Here is a 13,103-nt window from a genome sequence, read left to right on the forward strand (position 1 = left end):
CTGCCGCCGGCTGCCCTCCGGGCCGCCGCGCGCCCGCCCGGGGTCGCCGTCTCGCCGGAGGCGGCCGTGCCGGCCGGGGGCGTCTCCGGCCGCTTCCGTCGCTCCTTGCCGCCTGCGGCGGCTGCGGCGGCTGCCGCGCGGCGGGCGGCTGCCCGGCCGGTGGGGGACGGCGGCTCGGCGGCCGGGGGTGCTTCGCCGCGCTTCCACCAGTCCTTGCCGCCCGCGGCCGCCCGGCGGGCCGCCGCGCGGCCGCCCGGGGCGGGCGGTTCGTCCTCCGGGCGGCCGCGCCGGCCACGGCTGCGCCGTGCCGCCGCCCGGCCGCCCGGGGGCGGGGTCTCGTCGGGCGCGGGGCAGGGTGTCGCGGCCGCGTCGTCCGCCGCGCCTTGGCGCGGCAGGTGCGGCTGGCCGAAGGGTTCGTACGGCTCGGCGTACGGGGTGTACTCCCCGTAGTGGGGGCTGCCCGGTGCTTGGCTCACGACACTCCACTGGGTCCGGCTAGGCCCGGACTGTAGCGGAGCCGCCATCACGGACCAAAGTCATACCGTCACACGGTGTCGCGAATTCCGGTGTCAGTACCCGAATGCCCGTGCGGTATTCGCCGCGACCGCCGTGGCCAGCGCGTCCTCGTCGATGCCGCGCACCGCGGCCATCGCGCGCAAGGTGACCGGAATGAGGTAGGGCGCGTTGGGCCGTCCGCGATACGGGGCGGGGGTCAGGAAGGGCGCGTCGGTCTCGACGAGGACGAGGTCGAGGGGGGCGACGGCGAGCGCGTCGCGCAGGTGCTGGGCGTTCTTGAAGGTGACGTTGCCGGCGAAGGACATGTAGTAGCCGGCTTCGGCGCAGATCTTCGCCATCTCGGCGTCCCCGGAGTAGCAGTGGAAGACCACCCGCTCGGGCGCGCCCTCCTCCCGCAGGACGCGCAGGACGTCGTCGTGGGCGTCGCGGTCGTGGATGACCAGGGCCTTGCCGTGGCGTTTGGCGATGTCGATGTGGCGCCGGAAGGAGTGTTCCTGGGCGGCCTTGCCCTCGGGCCCGGTGCGGAAGAAGTCGAGGCCGGTCTCGCCGACGCCGCGGACGTGCGGCAGGGCGGCGAGGCGGTCGATCTCGGCGAGGGCGTCCTCCAGGGCGGCATCGCCGCCCGGCTGCCGGGCGCCTTGGCGCGACCAGCCGTCGGGGTCGCCGTGGACGATGCGGGGCGCCTCGTTGGGGTGGAGGGCGACGGCGGCCCACACGGCCTCGTGGGCGGCGGCGGTCTCGGCCGCCCAGCGGGATCCGGCGACGTCGCAGCCGACCTGGACGACGGTGGTGACTCCGACGGAGGCGGCCTTGGCCAGGGCGTCCTCGACGCTGTCGGGGGCCATGTCGAGGTGGGTGTGCGCGTCGGCGACGGGCACGGACAGCGGTGCCGGCAGCGGCGGGGGGACGTTCTTGTCGTCGTTCTTCTTCCGCCCGCCATCCGCCGGACTGCTGTTCGATGCTGTTGCCGCCATGGCCGCGATTCTAGGGACCTCGCGGCGCCGCTCGCATCGCGTTACTTGCGGTGGAAGGGGTGCAGCAGGTCCGACAGGTGCCAGTGGTGCCCGCTACGCTCGCGCCGCGCCGCCCGCTCGCCGCCGTCGTGGATGGGGCCGGCGGGCGACTGCTCGTCGACGGGCACGGCGTTGCGGCTGGAGAGGTGCAGGGCCTCGGCGACGACCGAGACCTGCCCGGAACGCATGATGCGCACGACGTGGGCGCCGCAGTTCAGGCACGTGGGCCGGGTCAGCGGCGAGGGGACGCGCTCGCCGTCGGCGTAGTAGACGACGAACGGCTCGCCCTTCGCGTCGACGTGGTGCCGTATTTCGTACGACTGTTCCCACGCGTGCCCGCACCGCATGCAGGCGAACGAGTAGGACTCGTGGGCCGGCTCAAAAGCGCCGGCGCTCTGTTCGGGAATCGTACGGACGCGGGTCACGGGCCGGGCACCGCTCGAAGCTCCTGCAATCTCGCTCATGGCAGCTCCTCTTGTCCGTCGGGACAAGCTCTGGACGCGCTTCACGGGGACCGGAACGTCCCCACATCCAGGGAACGCCCATCCCGCCGCCGGCGCAGCAGCCCGGCCCGCGAATTGGGGCAAACTTGGCGGCTCCATGTCCGAAGCCGCAGGTCACCATGCCTGGGCTTTGCTTTTCAGGTTAGCGCTTTACCTTATTGTCAACCGTTGAAAGTGGCATTTTTTGCCGCCACGACGGCATCGAACACGACGCGCTTGGGTAGACCTGTTTCCGCCGCCACGGCCGAAATCGCCTCCTTGCGGCGCTCCCCCGCCTCCTCGCGCACCCGCACCCGGCGGACGAGCTCGGCTGCGTCCAGCTCCTCGGGCCCGCGCTCGGCGGCGCCCTCCACCACGATGGTGATCTCGCCCTTGACGCCCTCGGCCGCCCAGGCCGCCAGCTCGCCCAGCGGACCGCGCTTGACCTCCTCGTACGTCTTGGTCAGCTCGCGGCACACCGCGGCGCGCCGGTCGGTGCCGAAGACCTCGGCCATCGCGGCGAGGGTGTCGTCGAGGCGGTGCGGGGCCTCGAAATAGACCAGGGTGCGCCGCTCCTCGGCCACCTCCCGCAGCCGGCCGAGCCGCTCGCCGGCCTTGCGCGGCAGGAAGCCCTCGAAGCAGAACCGGTCCACCGGCAGCCCGGACAGGGCCAGCGCCGTGAGCACCGCGGAGGGGCCCGGCACGGCCGTGACCCGCACGCCGCGCTCGACGGCCGCGGCCACCAGGCGGTAGCCGGGGTCGGAGACCGACGGCATGCCGGCGTCCGTGACGAGCAGCACCCGCGCCCCGCCCACCAGGGCCTCGACCAGCTCGGGGGTACGGGCGGACTCGTTGCCCTCGAAGTAGGAGACCACCTTGCCGGTGGTGTGCACCCCCAGCGCCTGGGTCAGCCGGCGCAGCCGCCGGGTGTCCTCGGCGGCGATCACCTCGGCGGTGCCGAGCTCGGCGGCCAGCCGCGGGGGCGCGTCGGCCACGTCGCCGATGGGGGTTCCTGCGAGTACGAGAGTTCCAGTCACGCCCCCATCCTCGCAGGGCCCGCGGGCCCCGGCCCGTACGGCCGGGGCCCGCCGGGCGGCTGCCGCCGCGTGGGCGCGTCGACTGCGGGCCGTCGGTGGCCGATCGCGCAGTTCCCCGCGCCCCTGACGGGGCGCCGTGGGCTGGCGCAGTGCCCCGTCAGGGGCGCGGGGAACTGCGCGACAAGCCACGACGCACCCGCAGACGGAGCACCGCATGAGCCGTCGGGCACGGGCTACGGCCGGGCGATCAGGGTCAGGGGGCGGAGAGGGGCGACGGCGAGGAAATGCGGCAGGGTGATGCCCATCTTGTCCCGCCGGAACTGCAGCAGCGTGCCGTCCGCCTCGGCGGCTCCGGGCCGGTAGGGGATGCGGGAGGGGCGGGCGGAATTGCGCCACGTGTGCAGCCGGCCGTCGCAGGTGGCCTGGGAGCCGCCGATGCCGCTGGTGGCGCCGTGCTGCACGAGGTTGGTGGCCACGACGACGGTGCCCGCCGGAGGCTGCACCGTGCAGCGGTAGGTGCCGGTGAGGGTGATGGTGCCGTCGGGTGCGAGGGTGCCGGTGGGATCGATGACGAGCTTGTTGGCCGGGGCGACGGGTGGTGCGGGCGCGGCGGCAACGGTCGTCGCGGCGGCGGCGAGCAGCGCCGCCGGAAGGCAGAGGCGGGAGCAGAGGCGGAAGCGGAAGCGGTTGCGCATGCCGGCCAGGCTTACCGGAATCAACCGCTCCGGTGGGCGAACCTCACCCGCACGCGGCCACGTCAGCCCGCGTGCAGCATCAGTCCGATACCGAGCACCATCAGCCCCGCCGCGGCGATGCGCGGCGCACCGAAACGCTCCTTCATCACCACCGCCCCTATAGCGGCCCCCACCAGGATCGAGGATTCCCGCAACGCCGCGATGGGCGCGAGCGCGGCCCGCGTCTGGGCCCACAGCACCAGCCCGTAGGCGCAGACGGACAGCAGCCCGCCGAGCAGCCCCCGGGCGAGGAACGGCCGCAACTGCGCCCCCAGCCGGCCGCGCCGGGCCGCCACCGCCCAGGCGGGGATCGCCAGACCCTCCAGGATCATCAGCCAGGCGATGTAGCCGAGCGGGGTGCCGGAGGCCCGCACGCCCAGGCCGTCGACGACCGTGTACCCGGCGATGGACAGGCCCGTCGCGACGGCCGCGGCGATCGCCGGCCAGTGCGGCCGGGCGCCCGCACCGCGGATGCCCCACAGGGCCAGGCCCACCAGCCCGGTGGACGCCACGGCGACCCCGGCCAGCTGCGTGCCGCCGGTGCTCTCCCCGGCGAACGCCGCCGCCAGTACGGTGACGGCGAGCGGCGCCGTACCGCGGGCGATCGGATACATCTGCCCGAAGTCGCCCAGGCTGAACGACCGCATCAGCAGGGCCTGGTAGAGGATGTGCACCAGCGCCGAGGCGACCAGGTACGGCCAGGCCGCGGCGGCCGGCAGCGCCGTGAACGGCGCCACGAGCAGCCCGGCCACGGCACCGCCGCCACCGACCAGCGTGAAGGCGATCAGCTGGTCCTTGATGCCGTGGGCGATGGCATTCCATGTGGCGTGCGTGACGGCGGCGATGAGGACGGCGACGGCGACGAGGGGGGTCATGTGCGGTGACGCTAGTGCGCGTTGGGGCGCGGCGCTGTCGCGCCGGTCACGTGAACCGCCTGCGAGGACACCGCGCGGTGCCGCGCCGTGTCCTCGCAGGCGGCCTCAGCCGGCGCGCAGGACCGCCGCCACGATCGGGCCCGCCGAGTCGCCGCCGTGGCCGCCCTGGGGGACGACCGCCGCCGCGGCGACGTCGTCGCGGTAGGCGGTGAACCACCCGTTGGGCGCCGTCTGGTTGTCGACCTCGGCCGAGCCGGTCTTGGCCCCGATGTCCCCGCCCAGCCCGGACATCGCGTGGGCGCCCGTGCCGGAGACGGCGGTCAGCCGCATCATGGCCCGCAGGTCGCGGGCCACGCCCGCCGGCAGGGACCGCGGGGCGCGGGCGAGTTGGCGGCCGTCGACGTCGGGGGCGACGAGGTACGGCTGGTGGAAGCTGCCGGTGCGTACGGTCGCCGCGACGGAGGCCATGGTGAGCGGGTTCATCTGCACGCGGCCCTGGCCGATGAGGGCTGCGGCCTTGCCGGCGCCCGTGTCCGCCGGTACGCGGCCGTCGAAGGTGCTGACGCCGGTCTTCCAGTCGAGTCCTATGCCGAAGACGTCGCGGGCCTCGTCGGCGAGCGCGCTGTCGGGGATCTTGCCGGCGAAGGAGATGAAGGCGGTGTTGCAGGAGGCGGCGAAGTCCTGGGCGAAGGTGGCGTCGGGGTTCTCGCTGTGTTCGACGTTGTGGAAGGTCATGCCGTAGGTGGCGTTCTTGGGACACGGCAGGTGCTTGCCGGGGGCGGAGACGCCCTTTTCCAGCAGCATGGCGGCGGTGATGACCTTCATGGTGGAGCCGGGTGCGGTCTGGCCGGAGAGGGCCGGGTTGAACTCGGTCTTCTTGGCGTCGGCTATGGCGAGGATTTCGCCGGTGCTGGGTTTGACGGCGACGACGGAGGCGTCGGAGCGGCGGGCGACGGCGGCCTCGGCGGCGCGCTGGACGCCGGCGTCGAGGGTGGTGCGCAGCTTGCCGGGTTTGCCTTCGGCGACCACGTGGAGGGTTTTGGCCTCGGCGCCTTCGAGGCGGACGGCGACGGTGGGTTCGCCGCCGGCCTTCTGGCCGTAGCGCTTGCGCAGTTCGGTCAGGAGGGGGGCGAGCGAGGGGTTGTTCCCGGGGTCGAGTTCGGTGCCGTTGCGGTCGACGGCGACGAGTTTGGGCGACTCGGTCGCGGTGGTGCGCAGGGTGTGGGCGGAGTCGATGCCGGGGTGGACGACGGTGGGGTGCCAGCCGACGAGGGCCCGGCCGCGTCCGCCGTCGCCGCCGCGGACGACGTCGAGCGAGGAGTCGTACGTCCAGGTGGAGTGCTGTTTGTCGAGGACGATCTCGGCGGTGACGGTGAAGGGCACCTTGGTGCCGGTGGCGGCGCCTTGTTTGAAGGTGGCCTTCCGGACGTGCACGGTGTCGCGATAGGCGGTCAGGGCGGCGGTGGCCGCCGGGATGTTGTCGGTCAGGCCGGCGGCCTTCGCGGTGTCGCCGGCCGCCCAGGCGTCGAGGAACTCGCGGGCTGTGCGCGAGGTCTCGTCGGCCGTGGGCGGCCCGGTTCTGACGGGTGCGGCGTCGGCTTGTGTGCCGGCGTTGCCGTTGGCGACGGCGTCGACGAGGTTGTATGCCCCCAGGCCGGCGGCGCCCACCACGACGGTGACGGCGACGCCCGTTGCGATCTTTGCGCCAGTGCGCATGTCCCTTGCCCCCTCCTGGTTTTAATCACCTGATTAAAACCTCGGGGAGGAACTCTACGGGACCCTGTCAATCAACAACCCGTCAGATCCACGTATCCAGCCACATGCGGTTGCGCCAGGCGTCCATGGGGATGGCCTGCCCGGTGTACAGGGGGAAGAAGTAGATGAAGTTCCAGATGATGAGCAGGACGAGCGTGCCCGCGCCGACCGCGCCCACGACCCGGCGCCGCTCGGAGGATCCGGACGGCCCGAGGATCGCCCCGATCAGCATGGCCACCGCCAGGCACAGGAACGGCACGAAGACCACGGCGTAGAAGACGAAGACGGTGCGCTCCTGGTACATGAACCAGGGCAGGTAGCCGGCCGCGACGCCGCACAGCACCGCGCCCGCGCGCCAGTCGCGCCGGAAGGCCCAGCGGTAGAGCAGGTACAGCAGGGCGAAGCACGCCGTCCACCACAGCAGCGGGGTGCCCAGGGCCAGGACCTCGCGGGCGCACTTGTCGGCGGAGTCCATGGGGCAGCCACCGTTGCCTGCGCCGGGCGACTCGTAGAAGTACGAGACCGGCCGGGACTGCACCAGCCAGCTCCAGGGGTTGGACTGGTAGGTGTGCGGCGAGGTGAGGTTGGTGTTGAAGTCCCACACCTGCGTCTCGTAATGCCACAGGCTGCGCAGCGGGTTGAGCACGCCGGCCAGGAAGCCGTCGGGGCTGGCGCCGCCCTCCGTCTCGGCCCAGTGCCGGTTGTAGCCGCTGTGGCGCCAGCCGTTGGCCTGGCTGTAGGTGCCGCTGTGGGTGAACCAGCCGGTCCAGGACGCCACGTACACGCCGATCGCGACCGGCACGGTCGACAGGAACGTCCACGGCATGTCGCGCAGCAGCGAGGAGAGCCAGGGGCGCCGGGCGCCGGCCAGGCGGCGGGAGGCGATGTCCCACAGGACGATCATCACGGCGAACGCCGCGAGGTAGACGCCGCCGTTCCACTTGGTGGCGAAGGCCAGCCCCAGGAAGACGCCGGCGGCCAGCCGCCAGGGGCGCAGGCCCAGCCGGGTGCGGTCGCCGGCGACCGGGTCAGGGGGTGTGTCGGGGTCCTCGGGCAGGGTGGCCGCGAGTTTCGCGCGCACCTTGTCGCGGTCGACGAGGGCGCATCCGAAGGCGGCGAGCACGAAGAAGACCAGCACCGAGTCGAGCAGCGCGGTGCGGCTCATGACGAAGTGCAGGCCGTCGACGGCGAGCAGGAGGCCGGCCAGGCAGCCGAGGAAGGTCGAGCGCAGCAGCCGGCGGCCGATGCGGCAGAGCATCAGGACGGTCAGCGTGCCGAGCACGGCGACCATGAAGCGCCAGCCGAACGGATTGAGCCCGAACAGCCATTCGCCGATGCCGATGACCCACTTGCCGACGGGCGGGTGGACGACGTACGAGGCGGCGTCCCCGACCGCGCTGTGCCCGGCGATGATCTGGTCGTTGGCGTCCTTGGGCCACTCGACCTCGTAGCCGTACGTCCACAGCGCCCAGGCGTCCTTGGCGTAGTACGTCTCGTCGAATATGACGGCTTTGGGGCTGCCGAGGTTCCAGAAGCGGATCAGTCCGGCGAACAGGGCGACGACCAGCGGGCCGGCCCACCCCATGGACGCCGCGAGCCGCCGGGCGAGGTGGGGCGAGGCCCCCGCCGCCTCCCACAGCCGGCTGCCGGGCTCGGGGAACGGCGGGACGAGCCGCTCCCGCGCGCCGGGGCCGGCCGCGCCGCCCGCGTAGCCGAAGCGGCGGAGTCTGCGCTGCCAGGGGGGCGGCTGCTCGTCCGTCGTCGTTCGGCCTCCGGGGGCGGGCGTCGCGGTGTCACTGGTCACCGCGCCATCGTAGGGAACGACCCTGTGCGCGTCGCGGGCCCGCCGCGCGGGTGGCGCCGGCCGGCCGCCGGTTGCGCGTCAGCTCTCCGTCCGCTCCGGCGCGGTCGTCGTACGGGCGGCGGGGGTGGCCCGCAGGCCCAGGACGGAGGCGGCGGCGCCCAGGACGAGCCCGGCCAGGACGCCGGCGTTCAGCGTGCCGTTGCCCATGACCCACGACAGCAGCGCGGCGGTCGAGGGCACCAGGCAGAAGACCGTACTGGTGCGGGCGGCCCCGGCCCGCCGGACCGCCTCCAGCTGCAGGCGCGTGCCGACGATGGAGTTGACCACGACGAGCCACAGCGCGACCCAGCCCGCGGTACGCCAGTCGTGCACCTGGCCGCCCTCCAGCACCGCCAGCACCAGCAGCGGCGGGACGGCGGCGCTCAGCTGGACGGCGGTCGCGGCGCGCAGGTCGACGCCGGCGCAGAAGCGCTGCTGCCACACCGCACTGGAGACCAGGCCCATCAGGCCGACCAGGGTCAGGGCGCTGCCGGCGTCGAGGCCGCCGGCGGACAGCAGACGGCCGCCGAGCGCGAGGAGCACGGCCAGCACGCCGAGGACGAGCCCCGCCAGCTGCCGGGCGCGCGGCCGTTCGTGCAGGACGAGCCCGGCCAGCACCGCGGTCAGCACCGGGTGCAGGCCGAAGACCAGCGCCGAGACGGCGGGCGGCACGCCCACGGCCAGGCCCCCGTACAGGCCCGCGAAGTGCACGCAGTGGCCGAGCACACCGACGACCACGGTGTGCGCCAGCAGCCTCCCGCGCGGCCTGCGGGCCCGTACCGCCACCGCGATGCAGGTCATCAGGACCGCCGCCAGCGCGATGCGGCCGGCGGTGAGCAGGAACGGCGGCGCGGCGCCCACGCCCAGCGCGCCGACGGGGTAGCCGGAGGCGGAGGCCAGCACGATGCCGCCGGCGAGCGCGGGGGTGATCCCGCGCCCGCCGGCGTCCCCGGCCGGTGGCCGGTCGGCGAGGCCGACCGGGCCGGACGGGGACCTCACGTCGTCGCGGGTGCGCCTCACGCGGCGGAGAGCATCGCTTCGTACGGCGTGGTGCCGTCGGCCCCCGCGGAGTCGACGCAGCGCCGGACCCAGTACCTGATCACCGTGCGCACCACGTCGTGCGCCAGCGGCTTGTCGAACAGCTCGCCGGGCCGGGCCTGCCGGGAGAACCACTCCAGGCGGGAGGTGAGCGCGCCGCCCAGGGTCAGCACCTGGCCCGGCAGGGCGAGCACGTCGCGCCCGGCCACGCGCCGCATCAGGTCGAGCCCGGCCTGCCCCTCGGGGACGGAGTGGTTGTGCGCCAGCAGCAGGAGGGTGCCGGGCCGCAGGGCGTCGACGTCGGCGTTCTCCAGTTCGTTGCCCCAGGTGTTGGCGACGACCGAGCCGCCGCGGCCGAGGCACTCGGTGGTGAAGGTGCCCGGGCGCGAGGGGAGCACGGGGTAGCCGTCGCGGGCGGTGGTGCCGGCGGCGTACGCGATGTCGGCGACGGCGACGTCCGGGAGGTCGGAGCGCTTGAGGTAGTCGAAGAAGTCGCTGCCCATGGCGCCGTCGGAGCCGATGAGGGTGACGGGGCCGGCGGGGCCGGGCTTGAGCTCCTCGAAGGCGGCGATCACACCGGTTGTCGAAAAGGAGGACTTGCCTCCGCAGCCGCCCACCTCCCGGCGGACGCCCAGGACGTGCGGGGTGTGCTCCAGCAGCAGGTCGGCCAGACCGGCGAAGCGCCCGAAGTCGGGAGTGAGCTTGATCCTGCCGTCCATCTCGTTCAGGAAGGCGCCGATGCCCGCGAATATCGGCTCGATCGTGCGCCGGAATTCCGGCGAGAGCGGGTCGGCGAGGATGTTTTCGATGTCGGCGTCGCGGGGCCTGATGATGCAGCGGCCACCACCGACGCGGCTCTGCAGGAATCCCTGCGGAAAACGCTCGGAGAATGCGTCGAGAACGCCTTCCTCGAAAGCGGTGTTGATGAGGGTGTTCTTCAGTTTGCTCTCGCCGACGGCTAATCTCCTGAGGACGGAGACGGCCTCCTCGTCCGGCGTTCCGAACGGGACCATCCGGCTGCCGCCGTAGGCGTAGTCGGTGTGCTGCTGATCGTCCCAGGCCACCCACGCATCGCCGTTGGGGGTTTCTATCCTGTGCACCGACACCGCGGATGACGCATTGCTCGACATGAATCTCCCCGAATCCTTGAACATGGTTCCGCGGTGCCCAGTCTGCAGCAGCCCCATGGCCCGTGCAATGCTTGGGAATTGCCGGGAAAGCACCGCTTGGAGGCGATTGGCGGCCATGGTGTTCGCTTGTTGGTTTGGGCGGGAGATAAAGAGTTCGGAATCAATACTTCCGGTTTCTTCCGGGGGGCGCCGGCCGGCCGTCGCGCAAGCCCGCATCCAGGCCGGATCGCCGGCCGCACCCCGCGCCGCACCCGCCGGCGGCCGCGCGCCCGCCCGCGCCGGGAACCTGCGGCCGGCGTGCGCCGATCCCGCCTCGCGCCTCCCCAAACGTGCAAAACGTCACACGAGCGCACAACCGCGGCACGCCGGGGAACCGCCCCCGGCCGTTCCGGCGTTCTTACAGGTCCACACCCGTGGGCGCGACCGGGGGACGCGTGTGCAAGGGAAGGGCTCCGCGTTGAACCTCATCGATCTGCTTCTGCTGCTGGTCGTCGTCGGCTACGCCGTCTCCGGCTACCGCCGGGGCCTGGTGGCCAGCGTCGTGCTGTTCGCCGGGTTCCTCGGCGGCGCGGTCGTCGGCGTGTGGGCGCTGCCGTACGCCCTGCGGCCCTTCGAGCCCGGCACCGTGACCGCGGCCGTCGTCGCCGTCCTGGTCGTGCTGCTGCCGGCGGCCGTCGGCCACGCGCTGGCCGCGCGCTTCGCCTGGCGGCTGCGCTCCCGGCTGACCTGGGCCCCGGTGCGCGGCCTGGACGGCATCGGCGGCGCGGCGGCGGCCTCGCTGGCGGTGCTGCTCGTGGGCTGGGTGGCCGCCAGCGTGCTCGTCTCGGCGAACTCCACGCTGCTGACCCGCGAGATCAAGGAGTCCACGCTGCTGGGCGCGGTGCAAAAAGCCATGCCGGAGCAGGCGCCCACCTGGTTCAGCCGGACGACCGACGCACTGTCGGGGGCCGGCTTCCCGCAGGTCTTCAACCCCTTCGAGCACGAGCCCGCCACCAGCGTCGCCCGCCCCTCGGGCGACTCGGTCACCCCGGCCGTCACCCGGGCCGCGCGCACCAGCGTGGTCAAGATCGAGGGCGTGGCGGACGTCGGCGGCGGGCGGCGCGGCCAGGAGGGCAGCGGCTTCGTCTCCTCCGAGGAGCACGTGATGACCAACGCCCACGTGGTGGCCGGCGTCAGCCGGCCCACCGTGCGCGTCGGCGGCGTGGGCCGCGCCTACAAGGCGAACGTCGTCTACTTCGACCCCGACACCGACGTGGCCGTCCTGGACGTGCCCGGCCTGACCGCGCCGGTGCTGCCCTTCGACAAGAGCGCCAAGCGCGGCGACGCCGCCGTCGTCGCCGGCTTCCCCGAGAACGGCGGCCTGGACCTGCGCGCCGCGGTCGTGGCCAACGAGGTGCGGGCCAAGGGCCAGGACATCTACGGGGACGGCATCACCACGCGCGACGTCCTGTCGGTGCGCTCCACCGTCCGCCCCGGCAACTCCGGCGGTCCCCTCCTGTCCCCGTCGGGGAAGGTGTACGGGGTGGTCTTCGCCCGCTCGACGGCCGACTCCGAGACCGGCTACGTGCTCACGGCCGCCCAGGTCGAGCAGGCCGCCCGGCAGGCGGCGACCGCGACGGCGCCGGTCGGCACGGGCAGCCGGGCGGCGCTGTAGCCGCCCGGCCGCGCGTGCGGCTCAGCACTTGTCCAGGACCTCCTGCAGCCTGGCCTTCTCGGCCGCGGTGACGGAGAGCCCGTAGTAGTCCTTCACCGCGACCCACGCCTGGCCGTACTTGCACTGGGCCTCGGGCAGCTGCGGCATCCACTGGTCGGGCGACTTGTCACCCTTGCGGCGGTTGGTCCAGGTGGACACCGCGATCAGCTCCGGGGAGGCGGTCAGGTCGTTGGCGAACTCCAGCCGCTTCTGCGGCGTCCAGTTACGCGCACCCGAGCCCCAGGCGTTGCGCAGCGACACCACGTGGTCCAGGTCGACGTGCACCGGGTCGGCCATGGTCCTGTTGTCGTACTCGCTGTGCCACTGCCCGGCGACGACCCGGCACGGGCCGTCGAGCGTGGCCGGGACGTCGGAGTGCAGCTTGAGGGCGACCTGCCGGGTTGTGCACCGGTCCACGCCGTGCTGCACCCAGCAGGCCGCGCCGAAGTACTTGCGGTCGTAGCCCTTGCTGTCGAAGGGCTTGACGTCCAGTTCGCCCAGCATGCGCACGGCCTCGTCACGGTCCGGCATGTTCCGGGGCCACTTCAGGGGCAGGGGGCGCTCGTAGGCGGCGACAGAGGCGACCTCGGCGGCTCCGGCGGCCGCCGAGGAGCCGTGCGGCGGGCGGTCGGGGGCCTTGGACGGCGTCGTCTGCGGCCGGTCGCCGCCGGGACGCGAGGAGTCCGGGCCGGTCTTCGGCGGCCGCGAGTAGATGTCGCCCTCCTCCGGCGGCGAGCCCTCGCAGGCGGTCTCCTCGTAGTCCTGCGGGGCCTGCGGCGCCTTGTGCGCCATCGCGGCACCCGCACCCGGTGGCCGCGCGGCCGCCGGCACGCCCTCGCGGGCCGCGCCCGGCAGGGTCGCGAGCAGGGCGGCGGCGGATATGGCGGACACGACCGTGGTCGTCCTCAGCTCCCGGAACCGTCGCATGACGTCTCCCTTCGGGTCCCTTCGGGGACGGAAGTGGCATGGCCGACTCCCTGAGTGCGC

The 13,103-nt window shown here is 73.5% G+C and carries 11 protein-coding genes and 1 pseudogene; 1 reads left to right on the plus strand and 11 read right to left on the minus strand.

Translation table 11 applies throughout. The annotated features are described in order from the left end of the window. The 10 genes and pseudogenes from AC27L3_RS22590 to AC27L3_RS22635 form a co-directional block, all read right to left on the minus strand. Positions 1-476, minus strand: a pseudogene (locus AC27L3_RS22590) (hypothetical protein); the annotation flags it as partial. A 93-nt stretch (positions 477-569) separates the two neighbouring features. Then, positions 570-1,490 carry a TatD family hydrolase gene (locus AC27L3_RS22595; protein ID WP_487235870.1) on the minus strand — a complete coding sequence of 307 codons (921 nt, stop codon included), beginning with the start codon at positions 1,488-1,490 and terminating at the stop codon, positions 570-572. A 41-nt stretch (positions 1,491-1,531) separates the two neighbouring features. Further along, entirely contained in the window at positions 1,532-1,993 is a 462-nt protein-coding gene (locus AC27L3_RS22600; protein WP_487235871.1) for a hypothetical protein, read from the minus strand. 200 nt (positions 1,994-2,193) lie between these two features. Then, positions 2,194-3,048: a 16S rRNA (cytidine(1402)-2'-O)-methyltransferase gene (rsmI, locus tag AC27L3_RS22605; RefSeq protein ID WP_487235872.1), complete on the minus strand. Its 855-nt coding sequence runs from the start codon at positions 3,046-3,048 to the stop codon at positions 2,194-2,196. Between the two features lie 233 nt (positions 3,049-3,281). Beyond that, positions 3,282-3,743, minus strand: coding sequence for a DUF6299 family protein (locus AC27L3_RS22610; RefSeq protein WP_487235873.1), 462 nt, complete (start codon positions 3,741-3,743; stop codon positions 3,282-3,284). A 62-nt stretch (positions 3,744-3,805) separates the two neighbouring features. After that, positions 3,806-4,657 carry an EamA family transporter gene (locus AC27L3_RS22615; RefSeq protein WP_487235874.1) on the minus strand — a complete coding sequence of 284 codons (852 nt, stop codon included), beginning with the start codon at positions 4,655-4,657 and terminating at the stop codon, positions 3,806-3,808. A 105-nt stretch (positions 4,658-4,762) separates the two neighbouring features. Beyond that, on the minus strand, positions 4,763-6,373 hold the full coding sequence (locus AC27L3_RS22620) for a penicillin-binding transpeptidase domain-containing protein (RefSeq protein ID WP_487235875.1): 1,611 nt from the start codon (positions 6,371-6,373) through the stop codon (positions 4,763-4,765). A gap of 82 nt (positions 6,374-6,455) precedes the next feature. Next, positions 6,456-8,216, minus strand: a complete 1,761-nt coding sequence (locus AC27L3_RS22625) for a dolichyl-phosphate-mannose--protein mannosyltransferase (RefSeq protein ID WP_487235876.1) — start codon at positions 8,214-8,216, stop codon at positions 6,456-6,458. Between the two features lie 78 nt (positions 8,217-8,294). Then, positions 8,295-9,275 (minus strand): DMT family transporter, encoded by a 981-nt coding sequence (locus tag AC27L3_RS22630; RefSeq protein ID WP_487235877.1) that lies wholly within the window; start codon positions 9,273-9,275, stop codon positions 8,295-8,297. Further along, the gene (locus AC27L3_RS22635) at positions 9,272-10,393 is read right to left on the minus strand and encodes a hypothetical protein (RefSeq protein ID WP_487235878.1); all 1,122 of its coding nucleotides are present in this window, start codon (positions 10,391-10,393) and stop codon (positions 9,272-9,274) included. Before AC27L3_RS22635 ends, AC27L3_RS22630 begins: the two co-directional genes overlap by 4 nt. A gap of 487 nt (positions 10,394-10,880) precedes the next feature. Here AC27L3_RS22635 and AC27L3_RS22640 point away from each other — a divergent pair, with 487 nt between their 5' ends. Beyond that, entirely contained in the window at positions 10,881-12,077 is a 1,197-nt protein-coding gene (locus tag AC27L3_RS22640) for a MarP family serine protease (RefSeq protein ID WP_487235879.1), read from the plus strand. A gap of 21 nt (positions 12,078-12,098) precedes the next feature. Here AC27L3_RS22640 and AC27L3_RS22645 read toward each other — a convergent pair whose 3' ends face one another. After that, entirely contained in the window at positions 12,099-13,043 is a 945-nt protein-coding gene (locus tag AC27L3_RS22645) for an HNH endonuclease family protein (RefSeq protein WP_487235880.1), read from the minus strand. Positions 13,044-13,103: the final 60 nt, after the last annotated feature.

It is taken from the genome of Streptomyces sp. PKA51 (assembly GCF_057552455.1).

Coding starts and splice junctions, on each gene's coding strand:
- AC27L3_RS22600 (WP_487235871.1), bottom strand. CDS start 1,993: ATGAGCGAGATTGCAGGAGCTTCGAGCGGTGCCCGGCCCGTGACCCGC.
- AC27L3_RS22615 (WP_487235874.1), bottom strand. CDS start 4,657: ATGACCCCCCTCGTCGCCGTCGCCGTCCTCATCGCCGCCGTCACGCAC.
- AC27L3_RS22610 (WP_487235873.1), bottom strand. CDS start 3,743: ATGCGCAACCGCTTCCGCTTCCGCCTCTGCTCCCGCCTCTGCCTTCCG.
- AC27L3_RS22595 (WP_487235870.1), bottom strand. CDS start 1,490: ATGGCGGCAACAGCATCGAACAGCAGTCCGGCGGATGGCGGGCGGAAG.
- AC27L3_RS22645 (WP_487235880.1), bottom strand. CDS start 13,043: ATGCGACGGTTCCGGGAGCTGAGGACGACCACGGTCGTGTCCGCCATA.
- AC27L3_RS22620 (WP_487235875.1), bottom strand. CDS start 6,373: ATGCGCACTGGCGCAAAGATCGCAACGGGCGTCGCCGTCACCGTCGTG.